Here is a 21,300-nt window from a genome sequence, read left to right on the forward strand (position 1 = left end):
ATTTACAGTCGCAACCTCAGTACGGCTTCCATTTCTTCTTTATTGAGCGACACAGGGTGGTTTTTCAAATCTGAAGCTTCGGCAATTTTTCGCATATCGGCTTCTTTCAACCCCAGAGCACTTAGCCGGGGTATACCCATTTCTTCCACCCGGTTACTGATCTCTTCCAAAAGCAAGGCGACATAATAGCTGTCCGCTTTGTTTCCCTCGTCATCTGAGAAAATTCGTCCGACAGTGGCGTATCTTTTCTTTGTCTCCGCGTACTGACTGTCTGTTAAAATTTTGGTGCCTGACACCTGATTTACTGCTCCCATCAGGGTTCCGCAAATCACCCCATGGGGAATAGGATACCATCCACCCATCACCCCTGCAAATCCATGAACCAAACCCAGCCCTGCATTCGCGAGGGTAATTCCCGACAACAGTGCTGCATACGACATACCAGAACGCGCATCCCGATCGGCCCCGTTTTTCCACGCAGGAATCAGAGAAAGCTGAATCTGCCGCAATCCATCCAGTGCAAGGGCATCTGTCATTGGAGTGGCTTTGGTAGAAACGTACGATTCCAGCAGTTGGGTAAATGCGTCGAGTCCGCTGTAAGCCGTCTGTTCGGGCGAACAGGAGATCGTCAACTCAGGATCAATCAGCGCTATATCTGGAACATAACGGTCGTGCCGAAGCGATTTTTTGAAACCATCTTTTCCGACTTTGGAGATCACCGCATTTTTTGTCGCTTCGCTTCCTGTCCCGGAAGTGGTAGGCACTGCGATAAATGGAACTTTTACACCCGAAGGATTTTTTGTTCCTACCCCTTCAAGATAATCAGTAACAGAACCAGATTCGGCTAGCATAGCAGAAACAGCTTTTCCGGCGTCCAGCACACTTCCGCCACCGATGGCAACTACCACATCCGGTTTTTCGCTGCGGAATTTCTCCACACAACTGTCAATCATTTCGGGAGACGGCTCACTCGCTATGATTTCATGCAACAAGCGAATTTTCCGCTTCGCCAGTTTCTCTTGGATATCCTGCCATTCAGCGGTATGAACAAAAGATTTCGCTCCGGTCAGAAATAGCGCATTTTGCCCATATGCCGCAACAAGATCAGGCAAACGGGCAATGGTTCGCAATCCGAAAACAATCCCCGGAGGCGGAGTAAACGCAAAAGAAGTTACCATAAATCCGGAGATTGGGGCGCAATCAGATTGTAGCGGATGCCCTTTCTGGGCTCTGCCATCCAGTTTTCGACGGTATCCCGCCAGGCAAAATAATGCGCCGTTTCTTTATGCGCAGCGACGGCGGCTTCATCCTCAAAGACCTCATAAAGGAGGAATTTGGTAGGGTCGCCGGCATCCTGATGAACATCAAAACGGACATTGCCCGGCTCATTGACCGAACCCTGGTGATTGAGAAGCGTGGCAGCTATAAATTCCTGAATATGTTCAGGTTTGACTTTTATGTGAACGCAGGTGACGATCATAGTGATAGGCTTTGGATTGAAATGAAAATTAATAATCAGGGCTTGCCAAACACATCGCCACCGGGGTAGGGGACAATGGATTCCAGCAACAGCGTGGCGCTCTCTTTAGCGAAAAGCGTGATGATAATAATTACCACAGAAGTAATAATGGCGACGGAGATATTTCCTTCTGCGATTTCTTTCAGTTCATTGGTTTTGGTGGTAAACCGCATAAATACGCTCGTGCTGACCAGGTTGACCAGCATCGCAATCAGCGAACTGATTGCGACAAAAAGGAAAAGATAACGGGAAAACTGAAAAAAGACCGACCAGAAGTCCGTAGCCCTGGCGTTGATTGTGCGAAAAGTGCTCAGAAGTGGCTGAATCACACTACTCACAAGATAACCTACCGAAAACATGATTGCACTCACAAAAATCCCGAATGCTGTATTTTTTTCTCCGATCGGATAATTCCTACCCACAACCCAGCCTACCAACCGGTAGGTGATATATAAAACAACAACTCCGACAACGATAGAGCCAATGAGTTGAATGATCGCGAGCATAGTCAAAGTAATATTCATAATCTTTCTTTAAAATCTTGTATCCATGGCCACCCAGTAGTCCATATTCTGATATTGCGGTTCGATCTGTCCGGGCAGCCACCCGGTATTCGTAGTCTCCCAAAGATAATATTTGATCCCGGCCAAAGTCACATAAACCCCTGAAGAAGGCAGGTTTATTCCCAAAACTGCATGACCGTATTGGTAGCTGTAGAGCATTTTGACATCGTATCCGTAATGATCCAGAATCAACATCAGCAGCAGCACCCTTGTATCACAATCACCTTTCAGATTATAGGCAAACTCGACCGGAGCAAAAATCCCATGGGCCACTTTCGGCACGCAGGGATTCCCGTCGCGGTGATATTGGCACCGGAAACCTTCGCAATTCGGGTCATCGGAAGTATATTCTTCGCACGTCAGGTCATGGATCAGCGTATAGGGGAGGAATTGAATATGAGAAACGATGATTTCCGCAAATTGCAAACGATCGGGTTTGGCTGCGGTTTCAATGCTGTCAAACAGCGAAATGATACCACCGATATACGGTTTATCGTGGTTGAGTACAGTTTCATATACCCAGGTCCAGTGGAAGATATTGGCATCCGTTTCCCGGAGTTCGCGGTTTCGCTGATAGTAAAGATCGTAGGGAGAATTGCGGGTATGCTCTTTCAGAATATTCATTCTGTGCACATAAGACCCTTTCAGGTCGCGGTCTGCAATATCATAGACTCCTTCATAAACGTTCTGGTCATAATCGCGCCAAACACGGTAATGCCGCATATAGCCATAAAGCGAAGAATCGGAAGAAAGGCTATCATCGACCGGTATATATTCAGAATACCCTTCTGTGGGTAGCGGCTCTTCCTCGTACCGATCTCCCAGAAGAACACTAATCAGGCCAATGGCCATAATAAGGCAAAATATCACGACAAACGTGAGGATGACAAATTTTACCAGCTTAAATATGAAAGATAACACGGATAACACTCGATTCGAAAATTAGAATGGAATATAGAAATTACATTTGACAAATTACAAATTGAAGATGGCAGGGCTCCTAACTCCACCTCCACGCATCAAATTTCTCTGAAACAAAATATACCTTATTCTCTTCTAATTCGTATGAATAATGACGATTTTTGCAGATGTATACTCAACAGAAAATGGTTTGCGGAAATATTCGTGTGCATTCGTGTTATTCGTGGCTTAAATACGAATCCGTTCAGAATTTTCCCAACCCAATTTCAATGGAGTTTAACTAAAAAACAGGAGAGCAAATAAGCTTAACGCATGGAAGGCAACCAGCAGGACTTGTATAGCAGATATTTTCCGAAAAAATTTTCATGGGGAAACAAACGAACACGTATCATCCTTCTGGCTTCGATCATACCGGCAACCCTGATTATTGGTTTCTGGATTCTCTATTTTTCGGTTTTGCTGGGCTTTTTTGGAAAATTGCCTGACTCTCAGGAACTCGCAGCTATCCAAAATCCTGTCGCCTCGGAGGTGTTTTCCGCAGATGGGCCGATGCTGGGAAAATATTTTATTGAAAACCGTACAAATGTCAAGTATAAAGATATTTCCCCACAACTGGTTGAGGCGCTGATTGCCACCGAAGATGCCCGTTTTTACGACCATGCCGGCGTTGACAACCGGAGTATGATGCGGGTTTTGGTTAAATCTGTTATTCTTCGCGACAAAAGTGCCGGAGGGGGAAGTACGATCACTCAACAGTTGGCCAAAAACCTCTACCCGAGGGAAAGTTTTTCTATCCTGACTATGCCTGTCAGCAAAATACGTGAGGCAGTCATCGCCCGCAGGCTGGAAAAAATCTATTCGAAAGAAGAAATCATTACCCTATACCTCAATACGGTCTCTTTTGGGGAAAGCGTGTATGGCATAGATGTCGCTACAGAGCGATTTTTTAACACCGACCCTAAAAATATCAAACTCGAAGACGCTGCCGTACTGATTGGTATGTTGAAGGCAAATACATATTACAACCCACGCCGCTACCCCGAAAAGTCTCAGGAAAGGCGAAATGTTGTATTGGATCAAATGGTGAAGTACGGTTATCTTTCTCAGGCGGAGGCAGATTCTCTCAAACAACTCCCGCTCAAACTTGACTACAACAATATCACCAGAGAGGACGGGCTCGCGCCTTATTTTATACAGGAAGCCGGACAAGATCTTAAAAAATGGTTTGAAGATAACCCCGGTCCTGACGGAAAAATTTATAACCTGTACACCGACGGTTTAAAAATCTATACAACCATTGATTCCAAGCTCCAGAGATATGCTGAAAAAGCGGTCAAACAGCATATGAAAAAGCTTCAGGAGACTTTCGACCAGCACTGGAAAAACCGCAAATTGTGGGATGAAAAAGACTCGGGCATTGTACGTGCGATGAAACAATCTGACCGCTACAAATCGCTCAAGGCTGCGGGAATGTCGGAGGAGCAAATTATGGCCAATTTTCACCAGCCGGTCAAAATGAAAATCTGGACCTGGGACAAAGAAGAAGAAAGGGAAATGACACCCATGGATTCGATCCTCTACTATCAGTCTTTTCTTCAGGCGGGATTTATGGCGATGGAACCCAAAACCGGTTATATCAAAGCATGGGTAGGGGGATACAATCACCAAAAATTTAAATACGACCACGTCACTTCCCAGCGGCAGGTAGGTTCAACCTTTAAACCGATTGTTTACGCAGCCGCAATTGAAAATGGTTTTGATCCCTGCGAATATATTCCCAACGAGAAGGTCTCTTATGGCACGTATAAAAACTGGTCGCCGGGAAACTCCGACGGCAAATATGGCGGGTTTTACTCCATGAAAGGCGGGCTGACCAATTCTGTGAATACTGTCTCTGCCGCTATCATCATGAAGCTGGGCGTAAACAAGGCCGTCGATTTTGCAGAGAATTTCCGTTTTTCCAGAGAATTGCCGGAAGATCCGACACTAGTGTTGGGAACGGCCGATCTCAGCCTGATGGACATGGTGGGGGCTTATTCTGCTTTTGCGAATCAGGGCAAAAAGGCTTTACCTGTTTATATCAGCCGGATAGAAGACAGCGAAGGAAATATCATTGCGGAGTTTCCGCTTCAGAAGCCTGACAACTTCCGTGTCATGAGTGAAATGACCGCAGGTATCATGACCCAAATGCTGATATCCGTTGTTGACAGTGGTACGGCCAGGCGCATTCATTCCAGTTATAATCTTACCAGCCAGATCGGCGGGAAAACAGGCACAACACAGGACCAGACAGACGGATGGTTTATTGGAATAACCCCCTCCATAGTTGCCGGCGCATGGGTTGGGGGAGAAGATCGCAAAGTGCGGTTTCGTTCGACAAGCCTTGGACAAGGTTCAGCAACTGCATTGCCGATATACGGCCTGTTTATGCAGCAGTACTATGCAGACAGCAGATACAAGAAAACCAAATCTGATGAGTTCCCGTCGCCAGGACTTTCCGCCATGCAATCCATGGATTGTAGATTGTACTCAGAGACCGATCCTGCAAATTCGCCACCAGACCTGCTTGAATTGATCAAGATGCTTCGCAAACGTCAGGAAGAGAAGAAAGAGTGGCAGGATTCATTACAGGAGGACCGGCTCCGCGAAAAGCTCGACAGGAGGCGCGAACGAAAAGACAAATGGGATCAAATATTCAATCGCAGAAATTAGCAAATTACCGGTAAGGAGAAAACCCGGTGACCTTTTGCAATTCCTGTATTTTTGCAACCACAGCAGGCGTAAGTGCGGAGTCGGGATAGTCCTGGCTCAGGCGTATCAACGCATTCTGCTGGTCTTTGGCCGAAGGCTGTTTCATCGCGTCCTGCATACGGAAGGCAACATGTACATCCAGTGGATCAATGCTCAATGTTTCAGTAGAACTCAACCAGCCTTCTTTGTCTCTGCTTTGGGAAAGCACTTTTACATTTGTTTTATTAATCCCCGTCAGAATGACAAGTTCACCTGCCTGAAAAAGAAGCGCATTTCGGTCTGAGGTACGTTCAGACTCACTGGTATTAGCGTTCACATTTACAAAACCGCGTGTAGCTTTGGTGAAAGTAGCCAGACGCCCGTCACGCACGACAGTACTTAGTTCAACCCAGCCTGTCTGATTTTTGCCTGTCTGCACCGGCAGATAGTTAAAACCATCGCGCTGAACCGGCTTATTGTTTTCACCCTTGATTTGAACGACCGTTTCCCCGAAAGAAAGATAACCAATCTGACGTCCAAACGCACCCGCTTCAGCATAAACCGGGCAGAGATCGCGGTTACTCACATACACATACATACCGATTCCTCTTTTTTCGAGCTTTTCAACCCATTCATCATTGAGGTAATAAGGGTCTGCGACAGATGCGGGAGCAGATGAAATTGCAGGTGCAGCTTCGCGGTAGGAACCTTCTGTTCTGTATGAAGCTGAAGGATCGTATAATTGCGTTTGATTATTGTTCAGAATATATGGATCATAAACAGGTGCGACCTGGCCGCGTGATGCAATTGCGCCGCCATCAACATCCCAGGTATTTACCATATCCTGGCGAGTCTGCTGCCATTTTACAAAATTGATCGGATCAATTTCATCCAGTGTACCTACCCATCCGTAAGGTTCTCCATTTTCTATACGGGGCCGGGCCAGTTCATAGGCAGGTTCATCCACATATTTCCCCTGATAAACATATTTTTTATCGAAGGTATTCTCTGCGGGGTCATCCATTCCGCGCGATACCACATCAGGCCGGGTCAGAGGCTCAATATCTTTTTTCGACCAGATATCCTTATCATCTATCTCGCCATATTTGCGGGTTTCGGGATAATAGCGAAGATCATAAGCCAGGGTTGCCAGCGCAGTTTCCAGGCCTTCTGCTTTTTCAAAAAACTTTTCCGTAAATGTCGCATCAGCAGAACCAGCTTTTACCAACCATGGAAAATTACGGGCACACAGATCATAATAATAAGTGGCCTGTTCATAGGCTTCCTTATCTGACAATCTTTCGGAACGAAAAGCCACAGCCGACTTAAAGAAGTAATAAACCAGCTCCATTTTCTGAGTTGGTGCATCACAGCGCCATTTTAGTCGCTCCAGATAATCCATATCAACCGGATCACCGGACTCATACGACAGGAAATATTGCTCCATTTCCCGCTCATAAGCTATACAGCTTTGGGCATAAAGACCTGCACCAAAACCACATAAAATAAGCAGTAAAATAACAGATACAAAACGATGGGGGTTTATGAAAACAGATGGTTTCATGATCATTTTGATGATGGATAGAATTACGGTCTTTGGACTTATTCGAAAAAGATATAATCAATCAGGTATAAATATACACCTTTATACGAATTCCGCCACATAATCAGATGATTTTGTGGGAATTAAGTTAGATAACGAAGCAAAAACGCAGCTTTTACTCTACAATCACAATAGCAGCGTTGCGCTGATTGTGGTATTCAGGAAGTGGATCACCATTGCGGTAATAGGAAATAGACTGCCAGTAATGTCTGCATTCGTCCACACCCAGCAAAAACTCTACACGCAGTGTATCCTGGCCGTAAGTATCTTTTTTGATATAATAGTCAAACCGGAATGTCTGCCCAAAAAGTAAAATATTGTTGATCTCTTCGGTTGCGGCACTGATATATCTTTCTGTAAAATAAAAAGGCCCAAACTTACCGTCTGCATACCCCGGATTGATCAGTTCATAACGAGGTACGGGATCTTCGCCGCCTGTTGTATCCAGGAATGTCACAACACCGGAAAGGTTATAAATAGACGTCAGATAATTCTCTCCGGCTGGAGTTTTATATTCCACCGTAAAAAACTCACCCCCTACATTTTCACTGGAGACGCCATCGCAGGCAGGGGTACAACCCTGAAACCAGTAGCTCGTAATGACCATCAGCCCAATCAGGCCAGCATGAATGATTTTCATATATTACAGGTTATTTTTATCGAAAAACAAAGATACACATATTACAAAAAAATCGTGCTTATTAATTTTGTAAACGCTTATTTTGCAGGTGAAACTGACAATGGATACACATATTTTTGAACTTCCTAACGGCCTCCGTATTGTATATAAGTTCGTCCCTTATACAAGGGCCGTACATTGCGGGTTTATCATCAATTCTGGCAGCCGTGATGACGGTGAAGGTGAAATAGGCATGGCCCATTTTATCGAACACATGATCTTCAAAGGCACAACCAAAAGGAAAACGTTCCATATTCTCAATTATTTGGAATCAGTTGGCGGTGATGTCAATGCTTATACAACTAAAGAAAAGACCTGCCTGTATGCCTCTATAGTTGCAGAGTACTTTGAGCGTGCTACTGAACTTCTCACCGATATCACTTTTCATTCTACATTTCCTGAAAAAGAAATAGTGAAGGAAAAACAGATCATTGCTGAGGAAATTGATATGTACCGAAATGCGCCTGATGAGGCGATATTTGAAGATTTTGACGAACAGATATTCCCCAAACATAGCCTTGGCCATCCGATTCTGGGTACCAAAGACAGCATTAATTCTTTTACCCAGCAAGGCGTCATTGACCATCTCGGAAGAACTTTCATATCCGGACAGATTGTTTTCAGCATAGTTGGGAGTGTATCCCTTCAGGAGGTTAAAAAAATAACAGACAAATACTTACGCCCACTCGTTCTCCCTACCGGTACCATTTCGCGGGTTCAGCCAACTATCCCTCAGGCAGGTAATCAGGAAGTGGCTATAATCACCGATCAGGCGCATGAAATTATCGGAGGCAGAGCCTATGCATTCAATAAAGGCCTCTATTACCCTTTCCTTCTTCTCAACAACCTGCTGGGAGGGCCGGCAATGAACTCCAGGCTCAATCTCAATATCAGAGAAAAACACGGACTGACTTACAGCATCAGTTCTTTTTATTCGCCCTACGTGGATAGCGGTATGTGGGGCATTTATTACGCTTGCGAAACAGGAAATCTCAATCGCATTCGCAAACTTGTATATCAGGAGCTCAAATCTCTATACGAATCGCCCCTGGGGGCTGTCAGGCTCAGCCAGGCAAAAAAACAACTGGTTGGCCAAATGACGCTGGGATATGAAAACCTGCTCAACCAAATGCTCGGTCAGGCAAAAGATTTATTGGACTTCGGTGAAATAACCTCCTTCAACCAGTATATCGCCGATATAGAATCGGTAACCGCCGCTCAGATTCAGCAGGCCTCGGAAGAAATGTTCAGGGAAAGTACACTGGCAACCATTACCTACAAAACCGCATAATTGCTTAACTTCGGGTATGAAAATACTTCATACCGCCGACTGGCATTTAGGCAAAAGACTCGACCATTTTTCCAGACTGGAAGAACAACGCGAAGTCATGGACGAAATCTGTGAAATCGCAGATCGCGAAAATGTGGATGCAATCATCATTGCGGGTGATTTATTTGACCAGATCAACCCTTCCGTTGAAGCTATTGAGCTTCTTTACAAATCGCTCAAAAAACTCGCCAAAGACGGTAATAGGCCTGTTATAGGCATTGCGGGAAATCACGACTCGCCAGACCGAATCGAAGCGCCTGTACCCCTCGCAAGAGAATGTGGCATTATCCTGACTGGTTACCCCAACAGCCTTATCGCTCCTTTTTCCCTTGATTCCGGCCTCGAAGTCACCCGGTCGGAGGAGGGATTTGTCGAGGTGAAAATTCCCGGCAACCCCTTTCCGCTTCGCCTGATCCTGACGCCCTACGCCAATGAGATGCGGCTGAAAAAGTTCCTCGGAACTGAAAATCAGGAAACGGAACTTCGGACAGTTTTACAGACAAACTGGCGACAACTTGCAGAAAAATATTTTGACGATCAGGGCGTAAATATGCTCATGGCCCATCTTTTTCTCATCAATAAATCAGGAGAACGGCCCGAAGAACCCGAAGACGAAAAACCCATCCTCACCATCGGTGGAGCACAGGAAATTTTTACTGACAATCTCCCGCCCCTGGTTCAGTACGTGGCGCTTGGACACCTCCACCGGCCTCAGATTATCGAACACAAAGGCTGCCCGGTAGTCTACGCCGGGAGTCCGCTGGCATACAGCATGAGTGAAGCAGGACAGCAAAAATATGTGTTCATCGCAGATGCCGAACCGGGAAAGAGAGTCATGTTGGAAAAAATTCCGCTTACGGCAGGTAAACCCCTTCATCGCAAAACCTTCCACTCCGCAGAGGAAGCCATCGAATGGCTGGCAATAAATCCCAAAGCGCTGGTTGAGCTTACGCTGGTCTCCGACCAGTTTCTTACTTCGGTGGAACGCAAATTAATCATGGAATCACATCAGGGAATCGTTTCCATTATTCCCAAAATCGACAATCCGGAAACTACCCAGTTTCAGGGAATTGACATCGATCTTTCCAGAGATATCAGCGAACTTTTTACCGATTATTTCCGCTACAAACAAGGGCAGGAGCCCAATGACAGGATACTTGATTTGCTGAAAGAAGTACTTGCAGAGGACGAAGAATGATTTTTAGCAATTTCTCCCAAAACTCAGATTTGATTTCCCGGTAAATTCAGGTATGATTCGAAACTACCTGATTATCGCTTTGAGAAATCTACGGCGCAACCAACTGTACGCCGGGATTAATGTACTGGGACTGGCCGTAGGCATCACCAGTTTTGTCCTTATCGTTCTGTTTGTTCAGGATGAATGGAGTTATGATCGTTACCATACAAAAGCTGATCGCATTTACCGATTGGCAGGCAAAATTGATCTGGAAGGCCAGGGAGAGGAGTCCAGCAGCAATCCATTTCCCGTTGCGCCCACCCTTGTCAATGATTATCCCGCTCTGATTGAACAAGCGGTCAGGTTCTTTGATTTTCAGGTAGAGAAAAGAACCCTGCGGGTTGATGATATAAAATTTTCCGAACCAGATATATTTTTTGCCGACTCGAATGTATTTCAGGTATTTGATTTTCCTCTCCTGAAAGGCAATAAAAATACTGCGCTTGCAGGCCCAAACCTCATTGTTATCAGTGAGGAAATGGCAAAACGATACTTTGGAAATGAAGATCCGATAGGAAAACAAATCATCTATGAAGGACAGGTAAACCTGGAGGTAACGGGCATTTTGGGTAAAATTCCACCTCAATCGCATTTTCAGTTTCAGGCATTGATTTCATTCCCCACCTTGCGGCCTTTTATTGGGCAGACGCTGGAGCAAAACTGGGTTTGGAACCCCAACTGGACTTACCTTTTGCTGAAAGAAGGCGTATCGCCAGGAGAGTTGGAGGCACAATTTCCGGTATTTATTCAAAAGTATTATCCCGACTTCATCAAACCCCAGATTACACATTATTTACAGGCACTCACAGATATTCACCTAAAGTCTCATCTCGACTACGAAATAGAGCCAAACAGCAGCGAAACGAATATTTACATTTTCCTCGCTATCGGTATTTTTATTCTCATCATAGCCTGTATCAATTTTATGAATCTTGCCACAGCCCGGTCGGCAGGAAGGGCCAGGGAAGTCGGTATGCGAAAAGTATTGGGCGCATATAGAGGGCAGGTGATCGGCCAGTTTTTGGGAGAGTCATTGGTCATGAGTTTTCTGGCTATCATCGTCGCACTTTTTCTGATCAGTATTTTTCTTCCGCTTTTCAATGACTTATCGGGAAAATCACTTACACAAAATCAGCTTTTGCAGCCCGGTTTTCTGGCAGGATTGCTGGGACTTGGGGCGGTTGTGGGTTTTATCTCCGGGCTGTATCCGGCATTCTATCTGTCCTCTTTTCTGCCGGTAAAAGTGTTGAAGGGAAAATTGAAATCCCAGCCCGGAGACCGGTTGATCAGGAAAGGATTGGTCGTAACGCAATTTGCGATTTCACTGGTATTGATCATCAGCACCATGATTATTTACCGGCAATTTCACTTTATGCAATCCGCTTCGACCGGCTTTGCCAAAGACCAGATTGTTGTGATTCCTACCAAACCTGTGATCGTTCCGAAAATCGATGTTTTCAGGGAAGCGCTTTTACGGAATGCCAAAATCAGAAACATGACCATCATGAACGAGATGTTGGGGGTCAACCACAATGTACACGAATACAACTATGAAGGAATGGAGCCGGGTAAATGGATTTATTTCCCCAGTCTGATTGTGGATGAGTATTTCGCCCAGACGTTTGATTTAGAATTTGTCGCCGGGCGCGATTTTTCAAAAAGCAATTCTACTGACGATACACTCGCTCTGATTGTGAATGAGACGATGGTAGAAAACCTGGGATGGGGGACACCCGAAGAAGCCCTTGGAAAACAATTTTACACACCCAGAGGCCATGAGCGCGTGACAGGTGTAGTGAAAGACTTTCATTTTGTTTCTATGAAAGACAAAATCCGCCCCTTTGTGCTTGACATTACCACTGGCGGCGCCCGGAGTTTTTTCACCAAAAATATTGCCGTTCGTATCAGCCCTGGCGACACAGAAAAAACACTGGACTATATCGCAGAACAATGGGCGATACTGGCGCCGGAACATCCGTTTGAATACAGCTTTCTCGATACCCAGATTAATAACCTGTATAAGGACGAAAGCAAACTGGCCGATCTGGTTCGGTATTTTTCGATACTGGCGATATTCATTGCCTGTCTGGGGTTATTTGCCCTGGCATCTTTTACGGCAGAGCAGCGCACCAAAGAAATCGGCATACGCAAAGTACTGGGATCATCGGTGTACGAAATTGTCGGATTACTCGCTAAAGATTTTATTTTGCTGGTAGTCATCGCCAACCTGATCGCATGGCCTGTTGCAGGTTGGTTTATGTACAATTGGCTGAGTAGTTTTGCCTATCATACAAGCATGAGCTTTTGGCTTTTTCTGGCCGCAGGAAGCGGCGTCATTGGCATAGCTTTCCTGACGATATTGTTTCAGTCTCTGAAAGCGGGTCAGGCCAATCCCATCCGGGCTTTGAGGGAAGATTGAGTTGGGGGATTGAAGGTACATCGGTTTCTCACACATCTTCCAGCCTACGTGGAATCTGGCGGGACAAGGGTTTTGAGCAAATAAATAATTTACAGGAAGAAATTGATCAACTACGCCGACAAATGGGAGAAAACCTGCTAAATAAATATTGACTATGCAGTATCTCCTTGATACAAATGCCGTAATCCGGCATTTTGCCCAACTACCGTCTTTGGGTAAGGAAGCCAGGAAAATCATTGAATCAGCAGAACAAGGCGAAAGGCCGAAAAGGTAGATTTCTACGAATTACATGACCGGATGATTCTTGCTACGGCAAAATATCTTAGCCTTCCTATTATATCTTCCGATAAAAAATTTTCGGAGGTCCCGGATTTAAAAGTAATTTGGTAAACAAAAAAGCCATCCCTTAAAGAGATGGCTTTCTTATCTTTACATACCAGACGGTATTTATGCCTCACTGGGGCGCAATACTTTCGGATCGTAATTCCAGTTGAGGATTTTGTAGAAGTCGAAAGCCTCAGGATTCGGTACGATTTTTTTCGCTTTTTCGTAATCTGCAGGAGTCAGACAATGAAGGTCGGCAAATACCATTTTCGCCAATTCGGACTCAATATCTACAAGTCTTGGTGGAATTTTCCCGCTTTCATCTTCAATATCTGCCAAAAATACTGGCTGAACATCGGCTTTGGCGCTTGTGGAAACAATACATCCACTCACACCATCATTGAATAATTTTTTCACGCCCATGCCGAGCAGGGTACAAAGTGTAAGGTCATAGGCAACCGGGCGGCTGCAGCGGAGCTCGTACCCCATTTCTACAGGCCGGCTCTTGATGTCGATGCCAAGTGTTTTGAGTTTACGCTGAACAAGGATGTTGAAAATATGCGCCTTGCTCACGTTGCCCAGTTCGGGGTGGCCATGTTCGTCATAGGTAAAGTTTATACCACAGTTTTTGATTTCATCATCAGACAAGAAGTGAAAAACACCTTCACTCACGATCGCAACGCCGTAGATCACGCCATCAATCGTACGTTTGATCATAGATGAGATGATGAGGTCCACAATCTTATCAAATGTGATTTCCGTTTTGTTAAACATTTCCGGGATCACAATCATCGGGAAATGGCAACTGGTGCCGATTTCAAAGGCGAGGTGCCCGGCAGAGCGACCCATTGAAGAGACAACGAACCAGTTGCCACTGGTACGGGCGTCCTCATAAACGATATTTCCAATTTCAACGCCGGCATCCTTCGCAGAGTTAAACCCAAATGTTGGGGTATTTCCGGGAAGTGGCAGGTCATTATCAATGGTTTTGGGTACATGGATATTTTGGATAGCCACATTCTGAGTGCGCAGCCACTTGGCGAGGCGGTTGGCAGTGGAAGCCGTATCATCACCACCGATAGTCACGAGGAGCTTTACATTATTCTGAACAAAGAAATCAGAAGAAAACTCGTGGTCTTTGGGTTTATACCGGCTCATACGAAGCGAGGAGCCACCTCGTGGGAAAATCCTGTCAGCATAGCTGAAATCGATATTAATCGTTTCCGCCTGACCGTTGAAAAGGTTTTTATATCCATCATGAATCCCGATAACACGGTAGCCGTCTTTCAGGAAAACTTTTGCGATTGTGCTGATTACTGTGTTGATACCGGGAGCAGGGCCTCCGGCGCATAAAATGGCAATTGAATTCTGCATAAACTTATTATCAAGTTGATATCTAAGGCGCAAATATCCTGATAAAGATCAATTAAAGCAATGGAGGTGCATTAAGGAATGATAAATTCCGGCAACGAAAACGATTAAGATTTCAAAAAGAAGGAGATTTTTTTAACAATCCGCCCAAAAACTTTATTTTTTAATAACCTCCAGCAATTCCAGATCAAAAATCAGGACAGAGTTGGGCGGAATTGGGTCTCGGAGTTCTCTTCCATAGCCCAATTCGGAAGGAATGACTAGTTCCCAATGATCGCCGGGTTTCATCATAAGCAAAGCTTCCTGCCAGCCGGGGATGACTTTACTCACTTCAAAGGAGCGGGGATCACTGGTACCATTTTTTTCGGTGGTATCAAAAATATTGCCGTCAATCGTTTTACCGGTAAAACGGGTTTTCACGATATCATTCAGGTCAGGAGATTCACCTTTGCCACTCCGGAGAACCTTATACTGAAGGCCACTGGCCAACTCTGTAAATCCAGGCTTTGTACGGTTTTCTTCCAGGTATTTCATACCCAGTATTTCATTGGTTGCCGCTTCCTGCTGAATTTTTTGTGCCTGCTGATTAGATAGTTCCCGCTGAAAATCTATCATCAGACGGTTGGCCGCCTCAGTAGATATCAACAATTCGGCTTTAGTACTGGCATCATGAAATCCCTGAGAAATCATTGCGGGATTTAAGTCAACACCTACTGATTGGTATGCAAGATTATTTCCGACTATATAGGAAATGCTATCCAACTTGCTTTGGGGTTTCAGGCTTTCATTGTTGATGCCTGTTTTTTGCTGTGAACAGGAATACCAGACCATCGGGAGTAACAGGCAACCCCAAATTTGCAATTTATGTACCTTCATGCTTCCAGGAAAATTTTCTTCAGGATGAATGAGGGGCTAAATTAGTGGAAAGAATTGAGTTTAACCCAATAACTGACTAAATTTTAACTTGTATGTGCGTTTGGGCGGTAAAAACTTATGAACTACATTTATATCCGTCTGAAATCGTATAAGAAAAATTCATTCTATCTTACCGGAGAATTATGGAAGCCACCAACACAAAATTACTCGCAGCAGCGGAAGCCTTCTCCCGGGACATTCTGACCCATCAATTGCATCCGGATTATGATTATCACAATCTGGATCATACCGCTAAAGTGGTCGAATCGGTTGAGGAAATCGGCCGCCACAGCATGTTTACGCCAAAGGAAATTGAAACACTTAAAATTGCTGCGTGGCTGCACGACCTGGGGTATATCAAAACCTATATCGGACATGAAGAATACAGTATTGAGATTGCCAGGGAATTTCTTGCCGGTCAGAAAATGAAAGAAACCCGGATAGAAAGAATTGTAGAACTAATCGAAGCCACTAAACTGGATTTTGAGCCACGCAATGCCATGGAAGGCGTGATAAAAGATGCTGATCTTTATAATCTTGCACAGGAAGATGCAATACCTAAAAGCCAGGGAATACGAAAAGAATGGAAAGTTTTCTGCAACCGAGACTTTACCGACGCAGAATGGGACAAGTTTAATTATGACTTTTTCAGAGAACACGAATATTACTCAGACTTTGGAAAGGAGTTCCTGGCGCCTAAAAAGAAAGAAAATATCCGCAAACTGAAAAAAGCGCTAAAGAATAATCTGCCTCAAAAAGAGGCAAATGAAGCAGAAATCGCGATTCAAAATTATCAGCTCGATAAAGCACAGACCAAAATAGACAAGCTGAAAAGGAAGATAAAAAAACTGGATCGCCAGCGCCCCGAACGTGGAATAGAAACCATGTTTCGCACTACCTATAGAACTCATATCAGCCTTAGCTCGATTGCAGATAATAAAGCCAACATTCTCCTTTCCATTAATGCCATTATTATCTCCATCATTATTACCAAAGCCATTGAGCCGAAATTGCTAAATGAGTCAAAATTTCTGGAATTTCCACTGTTTTCGATTTTGGTAGTTTGTATGTCCACGATTGTATTTGCTATCCTCGCCACAAGGCCCAAAATCAACTCAGGTATATTTTCCAGAGAAGACATCCTTGACAAAAAAACCAATCTCCTTTTTTTCGGAAACTTCCACAATATGGATCTTGACGATTACCAGTGGGGAATCGATCAAATGATGGACGATGCCAAATACCTCTACGGAAGTATGGCCAAAGATATTTATTTCCTCGGGAGGGTATTAGCTAAGAAGTTCCAGCTTTTGCGAATTGCCTACAATGTCTTTATGTATGGAATGGCCGCCTCGCTCCTTATTTTTGGCATCTGCTATTGGTTAGGGCAGGAAGGAATCCTCTGATTTTTTATTACTTCTGCCCCAACAGATCAAGAACCGCTGCTGTCATCGCATTTACCCCGGTTTTTATGCTCGGTTCGGGCACAGGTTTGTATTTGGAAGAATGCAAAGAAGGCAACTGCAATTCACCTCGCTCCGCTGCAGCTACTTTTTCCGGCTCCACTACGCCCAACCAGAAAATACAAATCGGAACTTTATCTTCTGTGCGACCATATCTGCTGAAATCTTCTCCTCCCATGACAGAGGTAGTTTCTACAACATCATCGTTGCCCAACGTATTTTTCCACACCTTCGCTAACCGTTCTGTCAGAGCCGGATCGTTATAGGTAGCTGGTGTAAACTCGTCGCGGATATAGACCGATGGGTACATACTTTCTGGTAGGCCGGCAGCCATTGCCTCTGCTTTGCAAATACGTTTGATACTCTCGATCAAATGGGTGCGGACATCATCTGAATAGGAGCGGAGCGTAAGTTCCAGCTTTACTTCATTCCCAATGATATTTCCTTTTGTACCACCATGGATAGAACCAACCGTAATAACAGCAGGTTCCAATGGAGAAATTTCACGACTCACGATCGTTTGAAATCCCAAAATCATCTTTGCCGCAATGACTACAGGGTCTATGGTTGTATGCGGATATGCACCGTGTCCTCCTTTTCCAAAGACAGTAATATCAACCATGTCCACATTAGCCAGTGCAAAACCAGGCCGAAATCCAATTGTACCTGCTGCAAGTTCGGCCTTGGTATGTAAAGCTAATGCATAATCAGGTTTGGGAAATTTTTCATACAGCCCATCGTCAAGCATCGCTTTGGCGCCACCTCCGCGTTCTTCGGCTGGTTGAGCAATAAACACCAGGGTTCCTTTCCATTGCTTTTTCAGACTTTGCAGCAATCGGGCAGTTCCCGTCCACACCGTCATATGAATATCATGGCCACAGGCGTGCATGGCACCTACTTCATTGCCTGCATCATCTTTGACTTTTACTGTACTCGCATAATCAACGCCGGTTTCTTCGACAACCGGAAGACCATCTGTATCTGTACGAATAAGTATTGTAGGGCCTTTTCCGTTTTTCAGCACGGCAACAACCCCATATCCTCCCAGATTTTCCGTCACTTCAAATCCAATGTCGCGCATCTCTTTAGCGAGACGTGCCCCGGTCTCCTTTTCATGAAAAGAAAGCTCCGGATGGCTGTGAAGGTGTTTGTATAAGTTATCCAGATAAGGATAATCTTTTTCGATGTACGCCATATAGTCATTTTGCGCCGACATTGTGACGTACAAAAAAGAAAACAGAATAAAAGCGAGCGTGTATTTTTTCATTCCTGGATTAATTCTCAATCAATACTTAAACAGAACCAATATCAAATGGTAACCTGCGAATTCTTTTACCTGTCGCTGCAAAAATTGCATTGACCAATGCCGGTGCGGTCGGAGGAAGTGCCGGCTCTCCCACACCTCCGGGATTTTCGCTGTTTTGCATCAGGTGAATTTCTATGGGGGGGCATTCATTGATGCGGAGCATCTGATACTGGTGGAAGTTGTTTTGCTCCGCTGCACCTGCCTTAAAAGTAATCGGCTGCTTCAGCGCTGCGGTCAGTGCCATAACCACAGAGCCTTCAATCTGTGCGCGGACAGTGTCAGGATTTACATACATCCCGCAGTCCATGACGGTTATCACTCGCTCGATTTTCAGTTTGTCTGACTTAGAGACCTTGATCACATGGGCACAGATTGTACCAAAGCTTTGAACAATAGCCACGCCACGTCCCCATCCCTGCGGCAAGGTTTTGCTCCATTCCGCTTTCTCCGAAAGGGTCTCCAGCACCGCCTTAAACCTCGGGGCTTTTTCACACATGCTTATCCGGAACTCCATAGGATCCCGGCCTGCCAGATGTGCCATCTCATCGATAAACCCTTCGTCAGTAAATCCATTGGTCGAAGCATACACCGACCGCCACCACATGACGGGAATCGGGGTTTCAGTGAGTACATATTGCGACCGGGCATTGGGTATATCGTAATGCTCATTGGCTCCTTCCATAATCCAGAGAGAAGGATTTGCCGTATCTGCACCTTCATCCTGAAGCCCCATATGCTGGCCGGTCATTTTATGCTCATAAGCTACGAGCTTGCCATTTTCATCTACCCCTCCCTTAAACGCGCTATATGTAGCAGGGCGAAATGGCCCCAGCGTAGTATCATCCTCACGGGTCCAGACGACTTTGACAGGCGCATTCATTTCGCGGGAAAGCAGCGCCGCCTCAGGTACCCAGTCTTCAAAAGCTCTGCGGCCAAAACCTCCGCCGACAAACGAGACATAAAACTCCACATTCTCTTCGGGAATCCCGAGAACTTCTGCCACTGTGGAACGATTGGAGTTGGGCGATTGAGTGGAAACGATCACCTTGCACTTATCACCCTGCACATGTGCCAGCGCGTTGAGCGGCTCCATGGAGGAATGCGCCAGATAGGGCGTCTCATATACAGCTTCCAGCGTTTTTGCTGCGGACTTAAATCCTTTGGGGAAATCTCCCTCATTGCGCTTGATATGGCCTTCTTTTTGGAGATTGGCCCGAAGTAGGTTTTCTATTTTGTCCTGATTCCAGGAAAGCATTTCCTCATTATCCCACTGCACATTCAGTTTTTTTCTTCCCTGAAGTGCCGCCCAGTAGTTTTCGGCGACAACGGCTACGCCTTCATAGGTCCATCGGAAAACCTTCCGGTTTACCTTAACGACTTTTTTCACTCCGGGGACAGACAGAGCCGCCGCTTCGTCGTAGCTCTTTACCTTACCCTGAAATGTCGGGCACCGCTCAACGGAAGCATATAACATGCCCTCCATTTTTTCGTCAAGACCAAACATAGCTGTGCCATTTACCTTAAGCTCTATATCGGGCCTTGGGAAAGATTTTCCGATTACCTTAAAGTCTTTATAATCTTTAAGCGGAGGATTTTCGATCACCTCCAACTGTTTGATTGAACTGACCAAATCTTCTGAAGCAAGTGCATCCCCTTTTTTCTTACCATTACTTTCAAGCTCCGGAATCAGATCTTCATAAGAAATACTTTCTTTGGTTTCCCGGTTGGTGACTTTTCCCTCACGGGTGAATAATTTGGATACATCGGTTTTCCAGTAGCCGGCAGCCGCTTCGAGAAGCATTTCGCGGGCGTTGAGCGCCTTTTGTTCAAAATCGGCAGCAGCGGAAATCAGCTCGCCATAAGTAAGGCTGGCTTTTGTATTTTTATTGAATACTTTCCCATCTTCTGCATAACAGTCCTCAGGAGAAACACTCCATTTCATTGCAGCGGCTGAAATCAGAAAAATTCGCGCAGAAGCTCCGATGCTGCGAAGTTTCACCCAATCACCACGAACCGTGCTGGAACCGCCAACCCCCTGCCATCCGTATTTTTTCCCATCGGAAGGAGCCTGGCGGATTTTGATTTTCGCCGGGTCAACTTCCAGTTCTTCCGCAATCATAGCCGGTACAGACTGGAAAGTACCCTGCCCGATTTCCGGACGCGTGTTCATAATAGTGATGCTGCCATCTGCATCAATCACCACAAAGTTTCTCAGCGATGTTCCTGAAACAGGATCATCGGTCATAGACAAAAGTTTTTGACCAGTCGTCGTTGAGGAGTCATCGCAACCGGAGAAAAAGCCGAAGGCGAGGGCTGTACCCGAAACGCCCGATATAAACAGAAATCTTCTGCGGGATAGTTTAGGCTGATTCATAGTTTTTTTCGGTTGTAGGGTTAGCACTTGCCATTATTTCTGCTGCACGGTGAATGGCTTTCCGGATTCGTACATAAGTACCACAACGGCATATATTTCCCTGCATCGCACGATCAATATCTTCGTCGGTGGGATTAGGATTTGTCTTCAGCAACGCCATAGCAGACATAATCTGCCCAGACTGACAATATCCGCACTGAGGCACCTGCTCCTCAATCCACGCCTGCTGCACAGCGTTATTTTTTTCGGAAGAAAGGCCTTCTATCGTCAATATCTTTTGACTTTCTTTTACTGCCGATATTGGCAGACTACACGAACGAACCGGCGCGCCATCGAGATGGACTGTGCAGGCGCCACATTGGGCAATACCACAACCGTACTTAGTTCCGGTCATGCCTATCATATCTCGGATAACCCACAACAACGGCATCTGCGGATCTGCATCAACCGTGTGTTTGGTTCCATTAATATTGAGGGTAAAAGATTCCATAATTTCAGGCTATATATTCTCGTGGGATAAATATCAGGGGAAATTTACTACTACAA

The 21,300-nt window shown here is 45.3% G+C and carries 16 protein-coding genes; 5 read left to right on the forward strand and 11 right to left on the reverse strand.

The features are described from left to right. Window positions 1–2 precede the first annotated feature (2 nt). The 4 genes from R3D00_00620 to R3D00_00635 are packed head-to-tail and all read right to left on the reverse strand — an operon-like array spanning window position 3 to window position 3,003. Window positions 3–1,178 carry an iron-containing alcohol dehydrogenase gene (locus tag R3D00_00620; GenBank protein ID MEZ4771649.1) on the reverse strand — a complete coding sequence of 392 codons (1,176 nt, stop codon included), beginning with the start codon at window positions 1,176–1,178 and terminating at the stop codon, window positions 3–5. Beyond that, window positions 1,172–1,480, reverse strand: a complete 309-nt coding sequence (locus tag R3D00_00625; protein ID MEZ4771650.1) for an antibiotic biosynthesis monooxygenase — start codon at window positions 1,478–1,480, stop codon at window positions 1,172–1,174. Before R3D00_00625 ends, R3D00_00620 begins: the two co-directional genes overlap by 7 nt. 35 nt (window positions 1,481–1,515) lie before the next feature. Next, window positions 1,516–2,043 (reverse strand): hypothetical protein, encoded by a 528-nt coding sequence (locus R3D00_00630; protein MEZ4771651.1) that lies wholly within the window; start codon window positions 2,041–2,043, stop codon window positions 1,516–1,518. A 9-nt stretch (window positions 2,044–2,052) separates the two neighbouring features. After that, a complete protein-coding gene (locus R3D00_00635) occupies window positions 2,053–3,003 on the reverse strand; it encodes a hypothetical protein (protein ID MEZ4771652.1) in 951 nt (316 codons plus the stop codon). A 312-nt stretch (window positions 3,004–3,315) separates the two neighbouring features. On the opposite strand from R3D00_00635, the gene R3D00_00640 reads away from it, so the two are divergent. Further along, the gene (locus R3D00_00640) at window positions 3,316–5,715 is read left to right on the forward strand and encodes a transglycosylase domain-containing protein (protein MEZ4771653.1); all 2,400 of its coding nucleotides are present in this window, start codon (window positions 3,316–3,318) and stop codon (window positions 5,713–5,715) included. 4 nt (window positions 5,716–5,719) lie between these two features. On the opposite strand, the gene R3D00_00645 is transcribed toward R3D00_00640, so the two are convergent. Both R3D00_00645 and R3D00_00650 read right to left on the reverse strand, forming a co-directional pair. After that, the gene (locus R3D00_00645) at window positions 5,720–7,297 is read right to left on the reverse strand and encodes a hypothetical protein (GenBank protein MEZ4771654.1); all 1,578 of its coding nucleotides are present in this window, start codon (window positions 7,295–7,297) and stop codon (window positions 5,720–5,722) included. A 154-nt stretch (window positions 7,298–7,451) separates the two neighbouring features. Next, on the reverse strand, window positions 7,452–7,976 hold the full coding sequence (locus R3D00_00650) for a hypothetical protein (GenBank protein ID MEZ4771655.1): 525 nt from the start codon (window positions 7,974–7,976) through the stop codon (window positions 7,452–7,454). 100 nt (window positions 7,977–8,076) lie between these two features. On the opposite strand from R3D00_00650, the gene R3D00_00655 reads away from it, so the two are divergent. The 3 genes from R3D00_00655 to R3D00_00665 are packed head-to-tail and all read left to right on the forward strand — an operon-like array spanning window position 8,077 to window position 13,001. Then, a complete protein-coding gene (locus R3D00_00655; GenBank protein ID MEZ4771656.1) occupies window positions 8,077–9,306 on the forward strand; it encodes a pitrilysin family protein in 1,230 nt (409 codons plus the stop codon). Between the two features lie 16 nt (window positions 9,307–9,322). Next, entirely contained in the window at window positions 9,323–10,543 is a 1,221-nt protein-coding gene (sbcD, locus tag R3D00_00660; GenBank protein ID MEZ4771657.1) for an exonuclease subunit SbcD, read from the forward strand. A gap of 52 nt (window positions 10,544–10,595) precedes the next feature. Then, window positions 10,596–13,001, forward strand: a complete 2,406-nt coding sequence (locus R3D00_00665) for an ABC transporter permease (protein ID MEZ4771658.1) — start codon at window positions 10,596–10,598, stop codon at window positions 12,999–13,001. A 447-nt stretch (window positions 13,002–13,448) separates the two neighbouring features. Here the strand turns inward: R3D00_00665 and R3D00_00670 are convergent, their stop codons facing one another. Together R3D00_00670 and R3D00_00675 are read right to left on the reverse strand one after the other, a co-directional pair. After that, window positions 13,449–14,699, reverse strand: a complete 1,251-nt coding sequence (locus R3D00_00670; protein MEZ4771659.1) for a 6-phosphofructokinase — start codon at window positions 14,697–14,699, stop codon at window positions 13,449–13,451. Window positions 14,700–14,852: 153 nt separating this feature from the next. Continuing rightward, window positions 14,853–15,572 (reverse strand): FKBP-type peptidyl-prolyl cis-trans isomerase, encoded by a 720-nt coding sequence (locus R3D00_00675; GenBank protein ID MEZ4771660.1) that lies wholly within the window; start codon window positions 15,570–15,572, stop codon window positions 14,853–14,855. 182 nt (window positions 15,573–15,754) lie between these two features. Here R3D00_00675 and R3D00_00680 point away from each other — a divergent pair, with 182 nt between their 5' ends. Next, window positions 15,755–17,017, forward strand: a complete 1,263-nt coding sequence (locus R3D00_00680; protein MEZ4771661.1) for a DUF5706 domain-containing protein — start codon at window positions 15,755–15,757, stop codon at window positions 17,015–17,017. Between the two features lie 7 nt (window positions 17,018–17,024). Here the strand turns inward: R3D00_00680 and R3D00_00685 are convergent, their stop codons facing one another. The 3 genes from R3D00_00685 to R3D00_00695 are packed head-to-tail and all read right to left on the reverse strand — an operon-like array spanning window position 17,025 to window position 21,244. Continuing rightward, window positions 17,025–18,341, reverse strand: a complete 1,317-nt coding sequence (locus R3D00_00685; protein MEZ4771662.1) for an amidohydrolase — start codon at window positions 18,339–18,341, stop codon at window positions 17,025–17,027. 25 nt (window positions 18,342–18,366) lie between these two features. Next, the gene (locus tag R3D00_00690; protein MEZ4771663.1) at window positions 18,367–20,754 is read right to left on the reverse strand and encodes a molybdopterin cofactor-binding domain-containing protein; all 2,388 of its coding nucleotides are present in this window, start codon (window positions 20,752–20,754) and stop codon (window positions 18,367–18,369) included. Beyond that, the gene (locus tag R3D00_00695) at window positions 20,741–21,244 is read right to left on the reverse strand and encodes a (2Fe-2S)-binding protein (protein ID MEZ4771664.1); all 504 of its coding nucleotides are present in this window, start codon (window positions 21,242–21,244) and stop codon (window positions 20,741–20,743) included. The genes R3D00_00690 and R3D00_00695 overlap by 14 nt, the downstream gene beginning before the upstream one ends. Window positions 21,245–21,300 lie beyond the last annotated feature (56 nt).

The organism is Bacteroidia bacterium, assembly GCA_041391665.1.
In the GTDB taxonomy this organism is placed as follows: domain Bacteria; phylum Bacteroidota; class Bacteroidia; order J057; family J057; genus JAGQVA01.